Origin of the sequence: Serinicoccus profundi, from assembly GCF_008001015.1 — a bacterium.
Lineage (GTDB): Bacteria > Actinomycetota > Actinomycetes > Actinomycetales > Dermatophilaceae > Ornithinicoccus > Ornithinicoccus profundi.
In genome coordinates, this window is record NZ_CP042862.1 from 320100 (window position 1) to 339278 (window position 19179).

18 protein-coding genes and 1 pseudogene are annotated in these 19179 nt (G+C 68.2%); 11 read left to right on the plus strand and 8 right to left on the minus strand.

Annotation, left to right across the window (positions count from 1 at the left end):
- Positions 1–177: 177 nt before the first annotated feature.
- Complete coding sequence (locus FA582_RS01480; protein WP_010149320.1) at positions 178–480, plus strand: putative quinol monooxygenase; 303 nt, start codon at positions 178–180, stop codon at positions 478–480.
- A gap of 37 nt (positions 481–517) precedes the next feature.
- Complete coding sequence (locus tag FA582_RS17360) at positions 518–649, plus strand: hypothetical protein (protein WP_272941920.1); 132 nt, start codon at positions 518–520, stop codon at positions 647–649.
- A 189-nt stretch (positions 650–838) separates the two neighbouring features.
- On the opposite strand, the gene FA582_RS01485 is transcribed toward FA582_RS17360, so the two are convergent.
- The gene (locus FA582_RS01485; RefSeq protein WP_010149319.1) at positions 839–2449 is read right to left on the minus strand and encodes a glycosyltransferase; all 1611 of its coding nucleotides are present in this window, start codon (positions 2447–2449) and stop codon (positions 839–841) included.
- A 311-nt stretch (positions 2450–2760) separates the two neighbouring features.
- Between FA582_RS01485 and FA582_RS16285 the strand changes: the two genes are divergently transcribed.
- The 3 genes from FA582_RS16285 (at position 2761) to FA582_RS01495 (ending at position 6456) form a co-directional block, all read left to right on the plus strand.
- On the plus strand, positions 2761–2922 hold the full coding sequence (locus FA582_RS16285) for a hypothetical protein (protein ID WP_158640848.1): 162 nt from the start codon (positions 2761–2763) through the stop codon (positions 2920–2922).
- Between the two features lie 137 nt (positions 2923–3059).
- Positions 3060–3446 carry a hypothetical protein gene (locus FA582_RS01490; RefSeq protein ID WP_029541916.1) on the plus strand — a complete coding sequence of 129 codons (387 nt, stop codon included), beginning with the start codon at positions 3060–3062 and terminating at the stop codon, positions 3444–3446.
- 1072 nt (positions 3447–4518) lie between these two features.
- A complete protein-coding gene (locus FA582_RS01495) occupies positions 4519–6456 on the plus strand; it encodes a DUF3592 domain-containing protein (RefSeq protein WP_010149316.1) in 1938 nt (645 codons plus the stop codon).
- Between the two features lie 517 nt (positions 6457–6973).
- Here the strand turns inward: FA582_RS01495 and FA582_RS01500 are convergent.
- The 3 genes from FA582_RS01500 to FA582_RS16290 all read right to left on the minus strand — a co-directional run bounded on the left by FA582_RS01500 (position 6974) and on the right by FA582_RS16290 (position 8689).
- The gene (locus FA582_RS01500; protein WP_010149313.1) at positions 6974–7495 is read right to left on the minus strand and encodes a hypothetical protein; all 522 of its coding nucleotides are present in this window, start codon (positions 7493–7495) and stop codon (positions 6974–6976) included.
- A gap of 272 nt (positions 7496–7767) precedes the next feature.
- Positions 7768–8364 (minus strand): tyrosine-type recombinase/integrase, encoded by a 597-nt coding sequence (locus FA582_RS01505; RefSeq protein WP_010149312.1) that lies wholly within the window; start codon positions 8362–8364, stop codon positions 7768–7770.
- An 88-nt stretch (positions 8365–8452) separates the two neighbouring features.
- On the minus strand, positions 8453–8689 hold the full coding sequence (locus FA582_RS16290; protein ID WP_010149311.1) for a hypothetical protein: 237 nt from the start codon (positions 8687–8689) through the stop codon (positions 8453–8455).
- A gap of 195 nt (positions 8690–8884) precedes the next feature.
- On the opposite strand from FA582_RS16290, the gene FA582_RS01510 reads away from it, so the two are divergent.
- The 6 genes and pseudogenes from FA582_RS01510 to FA582_RS17625 form a co-directional block, all read left to right on the plus strand.
- Positions 8885–9490, plus strand: a complete 606-nt coding sequence (locus FA582_RS01510) for a hypothetical protein (protein ID WP_010149310.1) — start codon at positions 8885–8887, stop codon at positions 9488–9490.
- A gap of 104 nt (positions 9491–9594) precedes the next feature.
- Positions 9595–10179: a hypothetical protein gene (locus FA582_RS01515; protein ID WP_010149309.1), complete on the plus strand. Its 585-nt coding sequence runs from the start codon at positions 9595–9597 to the stop codon at positions 10177–10179.
- Between the two features lie 3 nt (positions 10180–10182).
- The gene (locus FA582_RS01520; protein WP_010149308.1) at positions 10183–10521 is read left to right on the plus strand and encodes a DUF3024 domain-containing protein; all 339 of its coding nucleotides are present in this window, start codon (positions 10183–10185) and stop codon (positions 10519–10521) included.
- Between the two features lie 299 nt (positions 10522–10820).
- Complete coding sequence (locus tag FA582_RS01525; protein WP_010149307.1) at positions 10821–11225, plus strand: hypothetical protein; 405 nt, start codon at positions 10821–10823, stop codon at positions 11223–11225.
- A gap of 704 nt (positions 11226–11929) precedes the next feature.
- The gene (locus tag FA582_RS01530) at positions 11930–13033 is read left to right on the plus strand and encodes a ParB/Srx family N-terminal domain-containing protein (protein WP_141567772.1); all 1104 of its coding nucleotides are present in this window, start codon (positions 11930–11932) and stop codon (positions 13031–13033) included.
- Between the two features lie 53 nt (positions 13034–13086).
- Positions 13087–13644: pseudogene (locus FA582_RS17625) on the plus strand (restriction endonuclease); the annotation flags it as partial.
- 201 nt (positions 13645–13845) lie between these two features.
- Here FA582_RS17625 and FA582_RS17365 read toward each other — a convergent pair.
- From FA582_RS17365 to FA582_RS01550, 4 genes are all read right to left on the minus strand, one after another.
- Complete coding sequence (locus tag FA582_RS17365; protein ID WP_272941919.1) at positions 13846–13968, minus strand: hypothetical protein; 123 nt, start codon at positions 13966–13968, stop codon at positions 13846–13848.
- Between the two features lie 413 nt (positions 13969–14381).
- Positions 14382–16814, minus strand: a complete 2433-nt coding sequence (locus tag FA582_RS01540; protein WP_147899718.1) for an excinuclease ABC subunit UvrA — start codon at positions 16812–16814, stop codon at positions 14382–14384.
- A gap of 25 nt (positions 16815–16839) precedes the next feature.
- Positions 16840–17787 carry a mechanosensitive ion channel family protein gene (locus tag FA582_RS01545; RefSeq protein ID WP_010149303.1) on the minus strand — a complete coding sequence of 316 codons (948 nt, stop codon included), beginning with the start codon at positions 17785–17787 and terminating at the stop codon, positions 16840–16842.
- A complete protein-coding gene (locus FA582_RS01550) occupies positions 17784–19178 on the minus strand; it encodes a DUF2254 domain-containing protein (protein WP_010149302.1) in 1395 nt (464 codons plus the stop codon). The genes FA582_RS01545 and FA582_RS01550 overlap by 4 nt, the downstream gene beginning before the upstream one ends.
- Position 19179 lies beyond the last annotated feature (1 nt).

Consider the following 19179-nt stretch of genomic DNA (forward strand, 5'->3'; position numbering starts at 1 on the left):
CGCACCACCGGGGTCTACTTGCAGCCCTTCTCGAACCCTGACGGGACGACCCGCGTGGTGCCTTACCGGCTGCCCGGCCGCAACGACCAGACTACGGGGTGACGGGTGCCGAGGGACGCGCAATTCTTTGGGCCGGATGCGGTGCAGGGAAGCATGGTCGTCTGTAGGGTCGGGACTATGACCTTCGCCAATGTCGGCACCCTCGGTGCCCTTCCGGGCCAGCGAGACGCGCTCGTCGAGATCCTCACCCGTCGATCGTCAGAGCTGGATCAGGCTGGCTGCCTGCTCTACGAGGTCGGGGTGAGCGAGGACAGCCCCGACACCGTCTTCGTGGCCGAGCTGTGGACCTCCGCAGAAGCCCACCAGGCCTCGTTGAGTCTGGAGAACGTGCAAGCGGCGATCCAGGAGGCGCGGCCGTTGCTGTCGGGCGAGATGGGTGGATTCCGCTTCGACGTCGTCGGGTCCCCGCTGCGGGCGTGAGGCGGCCGTGAAGGGGGCTGAGCGATGGACCGACGGCGTGTACGCCGTGGAGGGTGGTGTCGTGGACGCCGCCGGTGGGTGGGACGAGCCGGGCGCCGAGGGTGAGTGGCAACCCGTCTGCGAGGGCAGTGATCTGACCGCCAACATCGTCGTCAACAGCTGGCCCTGACTCGACCAGTGGCCCATTGCTGAAGCACGTGCCCGAAGTCTGCCGCTATTGCTATCCCTGGTTCGACCGCTCGCCCTGGCTGCCGGGAGGGTATGGATCGTCCTTGGTGCGCTCCGACTCTTCGCGTAATCGAGAGATCAGATCGGCATCAACGTTCTCGGCCATCGTGGGCTCCCTCCGGTAGATCCGTCACTGATTCCACCATCCGGCGGCGCAGGCCTGCACCCACTCTTCCTCACTCGGCACCAGCAGGCCCGGGTAATGGCCGTCGCGGTGGTGGTCGAATCCCACCATCGTGCTGATGAATTGGTCCTCCAATCCGACGAACTCCACGATGCAGTGGTTGACGCCAGGCCCGTAGAACAGCTGGATCACGCCGGGGTGGCGATGCAGCAGGATGTGGCCGGCCCGAACCAGATCCGGGTCTTCAATCCCGGAGTCGTCGTCCTTGCCCGCGTAGAGGACCTTCAGGCCGACCCTGGCCTCGTCGGCGTGCAGATAGCGCGTGAGGGAGGTGTCCCTCCGAGAAGGCGGTCCGCCCGGTGCTGTGTGCCCGAGTGATCGGCGCTCCCTCTGTAGCCCGTCCAGCAGCCGGTCGCACGTCTCCTCGACTCCACGCTCCTGCTGCACCAGTGCGCCGACCTCCGCCGCCCGCTCGTGCCGCTGGGTGGCGTCCAGCACTGCCAGCCGAAGAGCTTCCACCGATGTGGCGCCGACCGGCACAGGCGCTGCGGCGACGCCGATCTCGTGCGCCCGTCGCGCGAAGAACGGCTGGTCCAGGGCGAACGGCACCACCACCTGCGGCACCCCCGACCGCAGCGCCTGCGCCGTGGTGCCCGCGCCCCCGTGGTGCACGATCGCCGCGGTCCGGGGCAGGAGCAGGTCGTGCGGGGCGCCGTCGATGAAGAGGACGCGTTCGTCATACCCCTCCGGGAGTCCGGTGCCGCGCAGCGCGACCACGCGGTGCCCGGCCTCGAGCGCCCCCTCGATCGCGTGCCCGAGCGCCGCCCTGGTGACCCGCAGGCTCTGGCTGCCGAACCCGGCGTAGACCGGCGGCGGGCCGTCGCCGAGGAAGGCCTCGAGCTCGGGCTCGAGCGTGGTGCCGGCGGGGGAGTCGAGGAACGGGTAGCCGGTGAGCACGATCTGTCGCCCGCTCACCCGGCGCGGCGCGATGAGCTGCGGGGTGTGGGCGATGACGGCGGGGACGGTGAGGGTATGCCGTAGCGCCCGGAGGGAGCGTCGGCGCGGCACTCCTTGCGCGGCCAAGGCGCTGGTGACCGGAGCCGACATGGCCAGGCCGGGGAGGACGCCGCGCAGTCCGGCGCGCAGGTTGTGCAGGGAGGCGCCTTCGCGGTCGGCGAACAGGCTCGCGTCGCCGTGGCGAGACGGCAGCGCCGGGACGAAGAGGAGCACGGCCTGGGGGCGCGGGTCGTGCGCGGCGAGCTGGGCGACCCAGCCGACGGTGAGGGCAGTGGAGATGATGGCGTCGTAGCGCGGCCAGAGGTCGATCAAGGCGCGGGCGAGCTCGGGGGCCATGGCGGCGGCCTGGGCGCGGAGGGCCCCGACCTGCCCGGCGACGCCGGTGCTGGCCATGACGGTGGAGACGTCGCCGTCGCGGTAGATCTGCATCGCGTCGACGTGGACCTCCTCGACGGTGAGGCCGTGCTCGCGGACCCAGGGGGCGAAGTCGGTCGTCGCGGTGACCCCGACCTCGTGCCCGCGTCGCACCAGTTCTTGGGCCAGCGCGATGACGGGTTGGTAGTCGCCGCGGCTGCCGCCGGCGAGGATCGCGATGCGCATGGACTGAAGTCTGCACCCGGTGGGTCGTGGGCCGGTCCTCAGGCTGGCCGCGGACATAGGCTGGCGGGATGGGAAGGATCTGGGACCGCACACGGGAGTACCTCGGACTTCGGCAACCCGTGCGGGAGGGCTACCACCTATCGCGTCACCAATCGGTCTGCGACCGGTGCGGCGCGACGGTGCAGCCGGAGAAGCACAGCCTCCACGACGAATGGCACCGGAACGCGGAGGAGGGATGACTCCACATGCCAGAATCCGGCGATAGAGCCGAGAGGAAGTCCAGGAGACTGGTCCTGATTCTCGCTGTCAATGTGACCACCTTCGCGATCGCAGCCCTCGTGACCGCGCTGGTGCTCGACAGAACAGGTGTCGGCGCGAACTGGACGGCGACCTGGACGATGGCGGCGGGCGGCCTGATCATCGCCGTCCTGGCAGCCGCGTGGTGGGCAGTGCGTGGTCGTCGGGTGCGCTGAGGATCTATGAGGCAGGCCTCGGCGGGGATCGCGAAGGGTGAAGCCCCCCGGGGTCGGCTGCCCAGGAGGTGCGCCGCATGCGGCAAAGTAGTGCGTCTCCGAGCCATCCCGCGGACGTCGGCGTGCCAAGATGAGTGATGGTCGATACGAGCAGTTGGGGAGTCGCCGTTGCCGCCAGGGCTGGTGGTTTGGCCGTGCTGCTTGGCCTCGCGGGCTGCAGTTTGGACGCCGGCGATCCTGAGCCCCAACTGACGTCCGCACCCGACACCGCAGCAATCAATGCCGCCTACGGTGCTCCCGACTCGCGGCAGCTTGAGCTCGCAGTCAATTCCTGCAATCGCGATCCGCAGGCGGAGGTCGAGGAGTCAGGCTCTGATATCCGCGTCACCGTATCGCTGGCGGGCGTCGACTCTGGCCTCGACTGCCAGGATTCGGTCAAGGCCGAGCTCGCTTCGCCACTCGACGGGCGCCGCGTCATCGACGCCGTCAACGGCCAGCCGGTGCCGGTTCAACCAGCCGAGTAGCAAGCGACATGCGGCAGAAGCGGTTGGTTGCAAGGAGGGGAACCGGCAGCAGAGGGTCAGTTTGCTTTGCCGGCGAACCAGCAGAAGGCGTCGTCGAGGGCTGGGAGCAAGACTCACTTCCGCCGACTCGCGCCTCTTCGCTGAGGTTAGTAGCGTTAACGAGTCGGCATCATCGAGTTGGGCAGACCGCCAAGGTCGATCGCGGGAGTCGTGAGGACTGCATAGGGGGGGCCGGAAATGGCGCATAATGCGTCCGTGTCACGGGACCGTCGCCCTCGTCAACCTCTGCAGCTGCGCCTCCTGACTTGGTTGGCATTGGGTTGGAAGGGGAAGGGCGTCCTGTCGGTCCTGTGGTTTCTGTTGGTGATGTCGGTCATTCTAATTCATGGCCTCGTCAGCACTTCAGCATCCTCACAAATTGCCGCCGGCCTCGCGGCGTCTTCTGTGCGGGAAACGGTGGATCGGGTGGAGGTCCGTATCAAGTATGTCCCGGGGCGTTTCGGTGGGTGGTATGAGGTGGCTGGCGTCCGGATACGTCTAGATGGCTCTCCCGGGTGGACCGAGCTGCAGGGCGTCGACGCTGCAAACACCAGTACTGTCGATGCTCCGACGATGGAGGGCTGGCAGCCGCCAACGGACGAAATCTTCTACGCACCGCCTCTGGACGTCCTTGTACAGCGTGACGAAGCCGGAGAAGTAGTGCAGGCGATGGCTGCTACTGACTTCGACTACTTGCGCGGGCAGGCGGGTGCGGACCGTAGGACGGAGGCGTTCTTGTTGGCTGGTGCGGTGGGCGGCGGAATCCTGTTGGTCCTGGTGAACGGTGCTCGTCTCGATCGGCGGGATCGTCGGGACAGCACGTCTGCGTGGACAACTACGTCCCGCCGATGGCGAGGGTCGCGCTCGTGAGGGTCGCGTCGCACGTCTCTGGAGGTGTCACAGGGACGTAGCGCGGTGTCCGCGGGCCTTCGCCTGGATCATCGCCTTTGGGGCCCGGCGCGTCGGGCGGTGGAGTGCACCGTTGCGTGCCGTTCTGTCCCTACACTCCGGCCATGCACTACAGCGCGCGCCGATGACGCCCCCCGCCCTGCCGACCTCGGCCACCCCGACGTGGAACGACCCTCCCGGCCCACGTTGGCGCGTCGTCCGGTGGACCGTCGTCGTCGCCGCCGTCCTGACCGTGGCCGCCTCCATCGCGACCGACCCCATGACCTGCACCTCGGCGGCACCGTGCGAGGCGGCATGGCTGTTCTCGGTCGTGGCGCCGATGCTCTTGGGCTCCGTCGTGCTGCTGTGGCGGTGGCCGCTCGCCGCGCTGCTCCTCGGCATCGGTTACGGCGTCGCAAGCGTGCTCTGGGACCCCGCCTGGGCCGGCCGGGTCGCCGCGGCCGGTTACACCCTGCTGTGCCTCACGCTGCTCCTGCGAATCCTGTCGGCCCGGCGTCGGCGCGCGGCCGAGCTGGGCTCGTCGGCCGGGACGGTCATGGTGCCGGACTGGGTGGAGCGAGCCGTGCGGGAGATGGGCCCGCCGCCGTGGCCTTTCGCGTATGCCGCGGGTGCGGTGGCCGCGCTCGTCGCGGCCGTGGTGTGCGCCGGGCTCCTCCTGGGCTCGGTGTCGACGTACGCCGAGCGGTTGCAGCGGGCGGTCGTGACCACCGCAACCGTGGTCGAGGTCGACCCCGAGGACCCCTTCCACATCACCCTGGAGACTCTCGACGGCCGGCTGAGACCCGACCTGTACACCCTGGAGGAGTACGCGCTCGGCGAGCGCGTCACCGTCCGGACCGACCCGGAAGACCCTGAGTGGGCCGAGCTCACGGCCGAACCGTGGGATGAGACGTTCTGGCTGAGCCTCGCCCTTGGCGCGCTCGTCCTGGCAGCGCTGCTTGGCAGCGAGGCCGTGGGCCGGCGGCGCGGGCTGATCGCGCTGACCTCAGGCAGCCACCCGGCGGTGCAGGTGTGCGCCGCACCGCTGCCCGACAGCGAGGACCTCGTGGGGCTTGCCCACCTCGATGACCCGAGCCGTCGAGTCTTCGCGGTCCTCGACGGACGGCTCGCCGTGCCGCGGGAGACCAGCGGCACCGGCACGTCGGTGTACGGCCCGCAGCGAGCAGCGAATCCCGACTCGGACGACCCCGAGGACCTGCGCTGGGCCCGGCCGACCCGTGCCGTGCTGCTCGGCGACCTTCGAGAGGGCGGGCGGTGCGCGCTGCTGCTCGGCTCGCTCATGATCCTGGCCCCTGCCCTGTCGGAGCGACCGCGGGGTGTGGTCGACCTGCCCGACCCTGCGGTCGGCCGAGCGTTGCCCACCGACCTGGAGTCCGGACCCACGACACAGGAGGAGCTGGTGCTCCTTCGGGCAGAAGCCTTCGGCGGGGCCGAACACGTCGCTGGGACCGGGGTCCGTCCGCAGCTGCCGGTCTCCGTCCCCGTCGTCGCCTGGCGCAGGGCAGTCGCGGCGGTCCAGGTCGCTGCGGGCCTGGTGGCCGTGCCCCTCCTGCTGTGGTTCGTGCGCGACCTCACCTGGTGGGAGGTCCTCGGGGCGGCGTTCCTCGCCGGCTCAGCTCTGTTTGATGGTGCTACGCGGCTGCGGCCAGCGGTACAGCTCACCGAGCAAGGGCTCGTGCATCCGCAGGGCTTGCGGTCGTGGGTGGTGCCGTGGACGGGGGTGCGTCAGGCGATGGTGCGCGACGACGTCCTCGTTCTCGAGCTCGACCCCGCCTCGGTGCCGCAGGACGCGGCGGACGCGTCCTCGGACCTGGTGTCTTTCGAGTCGCCTCGCCTCGCCTCGGCGGACCTTGCCCGGTCGACCGCGCAGGCCGTGGAGGCGCTGCGCGGACGGCAGCCTACGGTCACAGCGACCACGGGCCAGCAGTCACCCAAGGGTGGCGCGTCGGCGGCATCTGTTGGTGCCGGTCGGCCCGGACCGGTCGCGGTGCCCCTCGTAGTGCTACTCGTCGTGCATCTGATCATCAGCGTGCTGGCCCTCGGCTACGTGATCGGCCGTTGACCGGTGTGAACAACGACAGGCCGCGCCGCCCTTGAGCGCAACCTGGCGGAATCTGCCTCCACGGCGTCAACCTCGAACTCCCGGCGGCAGGAGCGGACGCTACCGCGTCTTCAGCGCGGCATGGTCGGACGCTACGCGATCACAGCGGCATGTGCGGATGCGCGTTGCCTGCCACACTGGGGGCCGTGTACGACCTGTCCGAGTCGCAAACGAGGGAGCTGAGCCGCCTCTGGGCGGAGTTGGGCACCTCTTATCCACTGACTTCCCCGCCTCAAACCGACGCCGAAATGCTGGCGGCGGACCTAGACTCGTGGATCGCTGGGGGGATGAGCAGCCACGGTCAGTTCACCCACGCGTCCTTCGACTACCTGGTGACTCTGAGCAACGAGCCAGGCTCTGCGGAAGACGCTCGCTCCATCGCCCACCGCGTCCTAGCGTTGGTCCGTTCCGCGGTCGAGGCCGCCGAGTAATCTCTAGCCCCGAACGCGGCATGAGCGGGTATCGCAGCCCAGGCGATCTATGACTCAGTGAGTGCCATGAGCAGCGGGCGAACGATGGCCTCGTACTGCCGACGATCGAACGTCAACGAGACGACGGGCTGCTCCTGCTCTGCCAGGTCGAGCGGCTCATAGTCGACCTGCCATGCGATATCGCGCCACTCGACCAGGGCCCGCGAGACCAGGAGCTCGGCGGTCAGCGCACGGCAGTTCAGATCGAAATCTGTACTGCAGACAAGCAGAGGAACCCGACCGTCGGACATGATCGTCCACTCTCGTTCCACCGGCTCACCGAGGATTGCGCGAAGGTAGTCGGCCTGGTACTCCCGCGCGGCGTACTCGTTCTCAATCGGCGTCACTTCCCCAGCGACATCACCAGTCGGCCACGCAACGACCTTACGCAGCGGAACGCCGTCCACCGTCCATTCGAGGTAAGGGAACTCCCGCGGGACAAACTTCCGGCGAAGCCAGCCAACCTTCTCCTCGACGTTCTCTACGACGACATCGGGCGCCGTGCCGAGCACGGAAATCGGGCGTTCCACGCTATGAGTCTCGCAGGTTGCGGCGACCGCTCATCGGCGTGAGCGTGATGTCACGCCCCTCCCCGCAGGGCGCCGCTCGAACGTCCGACTCTCGGCGGATCCGGTCTGTCACGAGCCTCTGCAAGGCGCGTCCGTCGAGCGCGCGACTCTCGGCGGAGTCGTGATGGATCGACCGGCGACCAGGCGCGAGCGCCCAGCTCGCAGGTGGCCCAGAGCGGGCGGAGCGATGCTGCCCCAAAGTGGGCGGAACTGACGTCGTCGCCGGGGGCCATCTACACGCCGGCGACGTAGGCGGTGAGGAAGTGGACGCCGTGGCGGTCGAGGTTGCCGCGGACTCGGTCGTAGTGCTCGGTGGTTCTGGGGTCCGCGTGCCGGGCCAGGATCTGCGCGTCGCGCAGGGGCACGCCCGCATCCAGGGCGTTGGTGATGGCGGCGTGCCGTAGCGAGTGTGGGCTGATGTGCCTGGGGATCTTCGCCGTCTTCGCGATGCGCTGCACCATCCGGTAGACATCGCGCCGGTCGATGGGGTTGCCCGAGAGCGGTCGCAAAACCAGTCGCCCGCTGGTGCGCTCTCCTCGGCAGGCTTCGAGGACTCGCAGAACGGGGACCGTCAGAGGCATGGCGGCGGGCTTGTTGCCCTTGCCGACCAGGTGCAGCACCCGGTGGCCCCGGAGCACATCGGTGTAGTCCTCGATCCGCACCGCTGCCGCCTCGGAGGCGCGCAGGGCGTTGATCCCGAGCAGGTAGGCCAGCGCACCGTGGTGGACGGTGATCGTCTGGGCGACCTGGAGGAAGCGGATCAGCTCCAGCCGGTCCAGGCCCTGGGTGCGGGACTCGTCACGATGGACTTTCGGCAGCCGGGCGTACACGGCCGGGTCGGCCGGGATGGTGCCGTCGATGTGCGCGAACCGGAAGTACCCCGGATGGCGTGCATGATCGTGTTCACGGAGGAGTCCATCAGGCCGGCCCTGCGAGCTCGCGGATATAGAGCTCGACGTGGGCCCGCTGGATTCCGACCAACGGGTCAAGGTCGTTGGTCTCGCACCAGGTGAACCAGCGGCCCAGTTGTGTCCGATACAGGGCATGCGTGGCTCCGGAGTAACGCGCCAGGAACGAGACCGCCGCGAGCTGCGCGTTGCTCATCGAGGACGGCTGGAACGGCAGGACCGTCCCTGAGCTGGTTGTGGTGGACATGGTCGCCTCCTGCGGCGGCCTCGGGTCCGGGCCTCAGCCGGTGCCCGCCGCCAGCGCGACGAGGCTGCGAACGACTTCGACGCTACGCCGAGCCCACACACATCCTTTCGCGGCCATGCGACACCCGATGACGCCCGCGCGACCGTGCTCGCCAGACATCGGACCAGGGGGCTGACGGGCATAGGGTCGGTCTTCATGGATGCCGAACAGCCGGGGCTCTTTCAGCTGCCCGACCGCGAGCCCCAGGTCCATCCCGAACGAGCGCAGCGCGGGAGGAACCGGGAGGTGTGGGGACTGACCACCACCGCGCAGGTCACCATCACTGATGCTTCTGCCGTGCACGCCGCGGCGCGGGCGGACGAGGGCGTCGTGATCGCCGCCTCGGGCGTTGACCGCGGCGTCGAGGACGCCGAGTCTGAGGCACCGGATGTTGCGGTGCCCGGCGATGGCGTCTTCGATGCTCTTGCCTGGCTGATCTGGCCCAGCGAGGGACTGGAGGGAGCGCTCGAGGCCGGCGCCTTGCGGATCCTGTCGGTGGAGAGCGAGGCCAAGGGGGACTCCGTCGATCACGGGACGGCCACCTGGAGGGTCACGGCCAAGCTCACTGACGTGGACGCGTTGCGAGGGCTGGCCGCCCGGGCCTGTCCGGACGAGGCAGCGGAGATCTCGGCCAGCCTGGCGGTCGCCTGGCAGCGGGCATCCGACCCGTTTGCGCCGCTGCGCAAGATTGCCGGGATCACCTGGAAGCCCGGGCGAGTCGTCGTCGAACACCTCCCGGCAAGGGCCGCCCGGAACCACTGAAGCCACACCCTCCGGTCGGACCGCAACCCTCCAGACCTTCTCGTGGAGGTAGACGCGGGTCTCCACCGAGGCGTAGCCCTGGCGGCGGGTACAGTTCCGGCGAGATGATGGTCACTGATCTGCGGCACTTCCTCGACTTGCCCGTCGATGCACCAGGCCCTGCACGCCGGCTGGCCGAGCAGCTGGGCGACCTCGTCAGCGCAGCCACCGCAGGCGACGCGGGTGCAGCCTGGGAGAGCGCGTTGCCCTGCCGCCGCCGCCCCGGCCACCGTGCCTGCCCGGGCCGGATGGTTCTGCACCGCGACTTCGACGTCTCGGTTCCGATCCGTTGGCAGTGCAGCACCTGCGCAGACCAGGGCAGCATCAGCAACTGGGCCGAGTCACCGTTCGACCTACGCCTTCGACGGCTTGCTCGCGCCGAGCCCGTCCACCAGATCCTCATCCCCACCGACGTGGCATCGACGCTGCGTGAACTGCGTCTGCTCGACGTGGACTGTCAACGGTTGGTGTTCCGGATCCATCCCCACGCCACCGGCGCGGTCGTCTTGCCAGCCACCGAAGATGGACTGGAGGAACTAATCGGGTCCGTCGCAGCCGAAGCCAACCACGAAACTGACCGGCGTCGGCAGCGGCGGCTCGACGTTGCCTTCGAGGTGCTCAACGACGCGGTCGGCAGCACGGGAGCCTGACCGATGGCCCTTCCCGAGCTGGAGGTGGTACGAGTTCATCGGTGGTGCGATCAACGAGTACCCGAGCGCGCCCAGCACCAGGTCCGTCTGGAGTGCCACGTTGCTGACCGACACCTGACCATCGTCGAGCGGCGCGCGCCCTGGCGCGAGGACTTCGGACCCGAGTGGACCAGCCTGCCCGTCGCGCGCCTGCGCTACACCGCAAAGGACGGGACCTGGACGTTGTACTGGCGCGACCGCAACCTCCGCTTCCACCTCTACGACAAGGTCGGCCCCTCACGCACCACCGAGGACCTCCTCGACGAGATAGACCGCGACCCCACCCACATCTTTTGGGGCTGACCGACCCCCGTAGCCAGCCCCCTCCGACAGTGACCGATCAACAGAGCCACCATCCACCGTCCCAACGTCGACAGATGTAGGCGGACTTCGACCAGACCACATGGCGAAACGCGGCGGCGTGACTCATTCCATCGCTACACCTTTGGATTCACGCTGGCGTTGAGGTTGACCCGTTGGGTGGACATTTTGACCGGCCAGGTGAGCCTGGCAACAAGTAGCCGCGGTGACGTGCCCGTGAGTCCACCTGCGTGCTCTCCGGCCGCCCCGTCGTGAAACGGGCCAGCCCCTATCGTGGGCACATGAGCAATCTGGGGCGTTACCAGGAGATCGTCGAGCTAGCCAAGAAATCCGGCGGCGTCGATGCCATGATCGACGTGATCAAGAAGGGTGCTGTCGCTGATGCGGCACCGAGGCTCGTTGGCGCAGGTGTCGCTGCCGGTGCTGCACTGACCGTTGGTGCGGCGAAGGGCTACAGCTGGGTCAAGCGAGCCTTGGCCAGCCGACGCGAGGCGATCCAGAGTGGGGACACCGCAGAGGAGGAATTTCGCGGCATTGTCGAAGGCTCCCCTGACAGTTCCGTCCTCGCGGACCCCGCGAGCCAGGGGAGCGGCCAATGCAGTACGCCACACACAGAGGCGGCGGAGGTCTCGACGCCTGAGCCCACAACCATCGTGGAAGGAGGCGACGATGCCGACAGGCCCTAGCCACCACGTGATCCGGCGGGAGAACGGTCCCGCATCCCGCTGGGACGAACCCTGCCGATGCATGATCGGCCACGATCACGACCCTGACGGGTACAGCGTCTGGGACAGCGACTTCGAACGCTGGGACCGGGAGGAAGGCCGCCACCGCGCCAACCCGAACTGCCCAGCGTGTGGGGGAGCCGGGGCATGCGCGCTCTGCGGGGACGACTAGCGGCGACGCACAATGGAAGGTGATGCAGTGCCTGGCCGCCGGCTTGCTCGCCCTGCACCCACCGCGCAGCACTAGTCCGCGCATTGGCAGAGTCGTGCGGCGTCTCCGGTCGCATCTTGGCAGAGGACCGCAGCATGACTGGCCACCTCGTGGTCTCGCCGGAGGAGGCAACGTGCCTAGGAGCTATGCCACTCCTGCAACAGGCCCCTTTGCCGTCCCCCGACCTGGCAGGGATCCGCACTTCGAGCGGCTGTCGGCAGCGTGAGGGGCGCCCCGAAGATAGGGTGCAGTCATGGTGGTGGGCAGAGAATCTGGCACGGGTCGAATCGCGCTGATGGGCGTGACGCAGGAGCAGACGCCGCTCGGCGAGGCACGGGCACCAAGGCGCCTTGCAGGATCTGGCGAAGGAGGGCGCCTCACACCGGTTCAATGATAGGCGCCCCTCGTGTGGGCTCGTGCCGTGGAATAGCAACTGAAAGGACAGCGCTGCCCGATGGTTACATATCATGACATCGAAGTCCCTGTGGAAGACCTCTTGGTAGATCCAAACAATTATAGATTTCAAGACGCCCCTGACTTCGTGACCGTCAGTAAAGAACGGTTTGCGGAATCAACGGTCCAAGAGCGGGCCCTCCGGCGCCTACGCGACTCTGGCCTGAAAGAACTCAAAGACTCCATCGTTTACAACGGTTTCCTCACTTTCGAGCGCATAGTGGTTACTCCCTACGCAGATGGACAGTATCTGGTCCTAGAGGGAAACCGAAGGGTCGCGGCTCTGAAGTCTCTGAAAAGCGACTATCAGGCGGGCGTCGATATCCCGCAAAATGTAATCTCCCGATTTGCTGCAGTCCCAGTGCTCTCGGTTGAGGGTATAGACGAGGAGCCTGACCTCCGCCTTTCGCTAATGGGCATTCGGCACGTAGGCGGCATCAAGGAGTGGGGGGCCTTCCAGCGCGCTCAATTGGTCACGCAGTTGCGCGACGAGCATGGGCTGGACACTGCCTCGGTAGCAGCTCGCTTGGGAATGACGGCGCATGAGGTAAATCGGCGCTTCAGAGCTTACAAAGCCCTTGAGCAAATGATGGATGATGAGGAGTTCGGCGATCGAGCCACTCCGGAAATGTACCCACTGTTTCATGAAGCGGTCGCCGGAAGTGCAATCAAGGATTGGCTGGAGTGGAATGAGGCCGAGAGTCGGTTCGATAATCTTGAGCAACTCCACAAATTTTACAGCCTGTTGGTTTCCAGTGGGGAGCCGAATGACTCCGAAGGCGTGGTGTCTCCTAAAATAACCAGCCGGGAGGCTGTTCGGGACCTGCGGGAAATACTGCCGCTGCAGGAGGCTAGAAGAAAGCTGTTTGACGAGGGTTCGTCCTACGCTGAAGCGCTCGCCCTCGCAAAGGCAGATGACCTGGCACAGTCTTGGGTGACGCAGGTGGCTGAGGCCGTCTTTGCGCTGAGAAAGGTTGGCGCGCTGGAATTGAGGCACCTGGATGATGACTCCCTACAGGAGGTCCGAGCGCTTCACGATCTTGCTGGAGAACTTCTAGATCTCCACGCGCTCTACTCGCAGACTGTGGCGAACTCGGGCTCGTGAGGCCTGGGCCGGCGGCCGCGGCAGGCGTCGTCGCCTCGTACGTCTCGCTCGACATGCCCCCTCGAAGAACAGCAGCGATCCTAGCCGACATCATTCGTGGAGAAGGGTGGGGGAGCTTAGACTCCGAGGTTCAGGAAAAGGCTGAAGCATGGGAAAAGCGATTTGTTGAGAACCTGCGACGCTCTGAGGGTGCGCTAAATGCGCGCGGAGGGCACTGTGGGTTCACCTTCAACTCATCCGATAACGAACTCCTACAAGGTGCGTGTTATCTGGAAGGGAACGAGTCCGATGTTGTCCGCGAGGCAAAACGGCGCCGATTAGCCCATGGGGAACTACTCGCTGCCTTGCAGCAATTGACTCCTGCGCAGTTCGAGGATGCGTGCAGGGGGATGCTGGTAGCTATGGGGGTAGCTGACGCACAAGTAACTCGAAGGGCGGCCGACAATGGCATTGACTTTTTTGGAAGACTGTCATTGGACGCTGAGCTGCGGCGCGCGGTCGGCCTTCCAGGGGTTTACACGACTCTCCGTCCTTGGATGGTCGGGCAGGCTAAGCACTACATCAAAGGTCAAGCGGCTACGCCTGACCTACGTGAGCTTGTCGGATCGGTACAGCTGGCCCGGGCAGGCGCGTACCCTTCCCGTGCCCCACTCACACATTTAGACATAAGGGCTTGTGACCCTGTGTTTTATCTATTCTTTACGACGGGAACCGTTAGTAAGGACGGGTGGGGCTTGGCCGACGCCGGTGGAATCGTTACATTGGATGGACCCATGGTGGCTCAACTTCTGGCCGACCACAGCATTGGGTGGTCAGACGGCGCGTTCGACCAGGAGGAATTTGCCGCCTGGATCGCGCAGAATGGGCCAGATGTGTGACTTGTGATAATAGGCGAAGGTCAGTTCGGTCGCGAGAACGTTCGGCGTCCGGTTCACGTGTGAAGAGTGGTCGTAGTAGAGCGCGCGCTCCGGTATAGGGATGAACGCTTACAAACGACGGGTCGGAACTTCGCTGGGCAAGTGGGCTCAGGTCGACCGGGTTAATGGTTGTCCGGCGAGGGCCTGCGATATGTGAAGGCGCGGTCAAGGTACTCTGCCTCGGCAGGTGCTGCATGTCCGAGCTCTACGATGACAAGCGTAGGGTGCTCGACCGAGCGCCATGCGGAATGGGGGTAGCCGAACGTCCTGTATCTGGCGGGGTCGTGATGTCACGACCCTTCTGGCTAGGTGGAGGGCCCCGCGGGGCGCGGACCACCGGACGTCACGGTGACCCATTCTGGGCGGTATGACGCCGTTTGGGCGAGAGTCAGGATCCGCGCCCGGTACCGGGGCTGAGCGTGCTGTCACAATCACGACTCGACCCTGACCACCTGGCCGCCGTCGTCCCCCGCGCCAGGCCCCATCTCGACCACCACGTCCGCCGTCCGCATCATCACGGCATCGTGCTCGGCCACCACCACGGTGTGGCCGGCCTCCGCCAGCTTGTGCAACTGAGCTGCCAATCGGTGCACGTCGGCCGGGTGCAGCCCCGTGGTCGGCTCGTCGAAGAGGTAGAGCGTCGGGCTTCGGCGTTGCTTCTGCAGCTCGGTGGCGAGTTTGATCCGCTGCGCCTCGCCGCCCGACAGCTCGGTGGCCGGCTGGCCGAGGGTGAGATACCCCAGCCCCAGCGCCTCCAACGCCCGGAGGGCGCGACCAGCAGCCGGCAGCTCGGCCAGCGCCGCGACCGCCTCTCGCACGCTCATCCGCAGCAGGTCGGCGACGGTCAGCCCGTGCCACGTGACCTCCAGCGTCACGGGGTTGAAGCGGTCCCCGCGGCACGTCGGACACGTCGCATACGTCCCCGGCAGGAAGAGCAGCTCGATCGCCACCGCGCCCTCGCCCGTGCACGTCGGGCACTGCCCCGCAGCTGTGTTGAAGCTGAACCGCCCCGGCCCGAAGCCGCGCTCCTCCGCCTCCGGGGTCGCGGCATACGCCTTGCGCACCGCGTCCCACATCCCGGTGTACGTCGCCAGCGTCGACCGCGGCGACCGCCCGATCGGCCGCTGCGTGATCCGCACCACCCGCGTCGGCGCACCCGTGCCGCTCGCCCGTGCCGTCCCCCGCGACCTCTCCTCGGCCATCACGCCGCCCCCGGCAGCCTCGTCCCCGGGCTCGCCGTCCTCCGCCTCGGCGTCCTCGATCCGCGCCAGCTGCTCACCCACGACGTCGTGCACCGCGTCGAGCAGGCTCGTCTTGCCCGACCCGCTCACCCCCGTCAGCACCGTGACGACGCCCAGTCCGAGGTCGAGATCCAGGCCCCGCACGGTATGCCGTCCCAACCCGCTCAGCGACAGCGTCCCCGTCCACCGGCGCGGAGTCTGGCGGTCGCCCAGGACCTCCTCGACGTGCACGGGGTCGTCCAGGTAGGCCGCAGTCGGGGAGGCCTCGACCGACGCCAGGCCGGCCACGGGCCCGGACCACAGCACCTCGCCACCCTCGGCCCCGGCCCCCGGCCCCACGTCGATGACCCAGTCGCAGCGCTGCACGATCGCCAGGTCGTGCTCCACCACGACGACCGTGTTGCCCGCGTCGACGAGCGCCCGCAGCAGCGTCACCAGCTGCTCGGCATCGCGCGGGTGCAGCCCCGCCGACGGCTCGTCCAGCACGTAGACCACCCCGAACAGCCCCGACCGCAGCGCCGTCGCCAGCCGGAGCCGCTGCAGCTCCCCGGACGACACCCCGCTCGCCGGCCGCCCCAGTGACAGGTGGCCCAGCCCCAGGTCGAGCAGCAGCTCCAGCCGCCCGAGCAGGTCCTCCACCAGCACTTTCTCCGCCTGCTCGACGGCAGAGGGCTCCGCCACCCCCACCAGCTCCGCCGCCCGTCCCCGCAGCACGTCGACCAGCGCACTCACCGCCAGCCCCGCCGCTTCGTCGATCGCGAGCCCCTGCCACGTGACGGCCAGGGCATCCGGCCGCAGCCGCCGGCCGCCGCACGTGGAGCACGGCCGCGTCTCGACATACCGCAGCATCCGCCGCCGCGACGTCGCGCTCTTGGTCTCGGCCAGGGTGCGCCGCACATACCGCGCGGCCGAGGAGAACGTCCCCTGATAGGGCCGGTTGATCCGCTCGGCATCCCGCGTCGGCACCACCGTCACCACCGGCTGCTCGTCGGTGAAGAGGATCCACCGTCGCGTCTCCTCGGGCAGCTCCCGCCACGGCGCGTCGATGTCGTGCCCGAGCGTGGCGACGATGTCGCGGTAGTTCTTGCCCAGCCACGCCCCCGGCCACGCCGCCACCGCGCCCTGCGCGATCGACAGCGCGTCGTCCGGCACCATCGACGCCTCGGTCGGCTCGTGCACGACGCCCAGCCCACCGCAGACCGGGCAGGCGCCGAGCGCGGTGTTGGCCGAGAAGTGGTCGGAGTCGAGCCGCTCCGCCCCGGCCGGGTAGTCACCGCACCGCGACCACAGCATCCGCAGCGTCGACCCGGTCGTCGTGATCGTGCCGACGCTCGACCGTGACCCTGGCAGGCTCCGCCCCTGCTCCAGCGCGACCGTCGGCGGCAGCCCGCGCACGTCGCGCACCTGCGGGTCGACGGCGGTGTGCAGCAGGCGGCGGGCATAGGGCGCGACCGAGTCGAGGTAGCGCCGCTGCGACTCCCCGTGGATGGTCCCGAACGCCAGGCTCGACTTCCCCGACCCGCTCACCCCCGTCACCGCGACCAGCGCGTCGCGCGGCAGGTCGACGTCGACGTCGCGCAGGTTGTGCAGCCGGGCGCCACGGACCTCGATCTGACCGCTCATCGGGTCAGGGTATGCCGCGTCCCGCTCACCCCTCGTGCGTGTCCGGAGGTCGGTGGTCGGGGCCGGTGGACCTGCTCCGGTCCCACAGCTCGGCCAGCTGGGGCGTCACGCCGATCGTGGTGACGTCGGAGGACGTCTCGATGCCCGCGTCGCGGAAGGCGCGCAGGACGGCTCGGATGACCCCGTCGCGCGCCTCCTTGGTCTCCAGCTGGCGGGCGCCGGACCAGAAGCGCAGCTCCAGCTCGACGGTGCGCGTCCCCACCGTGGTGAAGAGGGCCTGCGGCAGTGGCTCGTCCAGCACCGAGGGCAGCTCGGCCATCGCCTCCACGGCGACGTCGCGCACCCGCTCCAGGTCGTTGTCGTCGGCGAGCTCGACGGTGATCGTGGACCGGACCGCCTCGAAGCCGGTCTGCACGACGACCGGGTTGGAGTGCAGGGTGCCGTTGGGGATGAGCACGAGGCGTCCGTCGAAGGTGCGGATCGAGGTGGAGCTCAGCCCCATCTGCACGACCGTGCCCGCGTGATCGAGCACCGCGATCTGGTCACCCACCCCGAAGCGGCTCCGGGCCAGGATGACGATGCCGGCGAACATGTTGCCCAGCACGGTCTGGAAGGCGATGCCCGCCGCGATCGAGATGACGCCGACCCCGCCGAGGATGTTCACCGGCCTCACGCTGGGGAAGAGGATGGTCAGGGCCGCGCCGATGCCGAGCGCGACGACGAGCATGCCGGCCAACCGGCCGAAGACCTTGGCCGACTCCTCGCGGCGGCCTCGCCACCCGAGGGTCCGCGTGACCGCGATCCGTACGAGCTGGCCCAGCAGGATCGCCCCGACGAGCGTCGCCAGCGCTAGACCGGCTCCGGTCCAGGTCACCTGGGGCAGCACCAGGGTGGAGTCCGAGCCAGCCGAGCCAGCCCAGACAGCCGGTGCCGCGCCCAGTCCGGCAGCCAGGGCTGCCACCGGGATGCTCACGACTGCCGCCTCGCGGACCGACCGGCGGCCTCCCGCGCATCCTCCCGGGGAGGCTCGAGCGCCTCGGTGGCGACGGCGTCCCAGTGGTCCAGCACCTCGGCATACTCCGGCAGGGTGACCGGGCGCAGCCGGTCGATGACGAAGCGCACCTGCCGGGGCACCTGCAGCGAGTCCTTGCCGTAGTGCAGGATCTCCTCGATCGCGAGGTCGATCACCTCGGTGACGCGCTGCGGGTGGTGCACGAGACGGACCTGACCCTCGCGGTGGACCACCTCCGGGAGGTCGCGGCGGGTCACGAGCAGGCGCAGGATGCGGTGCAGCTCGTCGATGACCTGGCTCGCCGTCGTCGGGTCGTTGATGCCCGGGCTGAGGGCGCGCTCGGCGATGTCCACCAGCTTGCGCACCCCCAGGGCAGGATCCTGGTTGAAGGCGCGGTCTTTCTCGACCACGACGGACCGGCGCAGCACGTCCAGGTCGTAGCGCTTGCTCAGCTCCTGCTGCCGGTCGTCGTCGGCGTCATCCAGGATGATCCGTCGCTCGGGCAGCGCGAGCCCCCAGACCCTGACCGCCGGGGCGCCCTCGGTGACGTAGCGCCCCACCGGCGTGAGCACCTGCACCACCGCGTCGTGCTCGACCGCCCAGTCGACGAGCCTGCGATAGCCGACCTCGGCGACATACCCGTGCTCCAGTGCCTCCACCTGCAGCATGGGCACGGACTCCAACGGTGCCCACTCCCGCTCCGCCCGGACGGCGGCCGGCTCGTCGGCGGCGGGGAAGTAGCTGTCGATGACGGACATGGTCGAGTCACCGAGGTGCGACACGATCGAGGACACCTTGATCGAGGTGGTGATGTGCTGGATGAAGGCGAGGAAGGTGCCGACACTGGCCAGGACGAGCAGGAACCCCAGCGTGATCGAGATCTGCGGGACGAAGGACTCCTCGCCCGACTCGCCCTGCACCGAGCGCAGGACGGTGAGCGCGTAGGTGAAGGTCGCCGCGAAGATGCCGAGCGTCGACTGGGTGACCCGGCTGGCCAGGAAGTCACCGAGCACCCGAGGGCTGAACTGGCTGCTGGCCAGCTGGATGACCACCATGGTGATCGAGAAGACCAGGCCGGTGACCGAGATCATCGCCCCGGCGATCGTGCTGAGCATCCCGCGCGCACCGTCGGCGCCGCCCTGGAAGACGAACGGCAGGTGCTCGTCGAAGTTCTGCTCCCACTCCGGCAGCAGCGCACCGACCACGGTCGCGACGACGACGAAGGTCATCGGCAGCACCCAGAAGGGCCGCCAGATGCGGCTCCACCGTGTCGTGCTGCGGACCTGCGGGAGGACGCCGACGTCGTCGACGTCGTCGCGGTCGCCCGGGGAGGGCTGGTCGGGAGGGTTCATA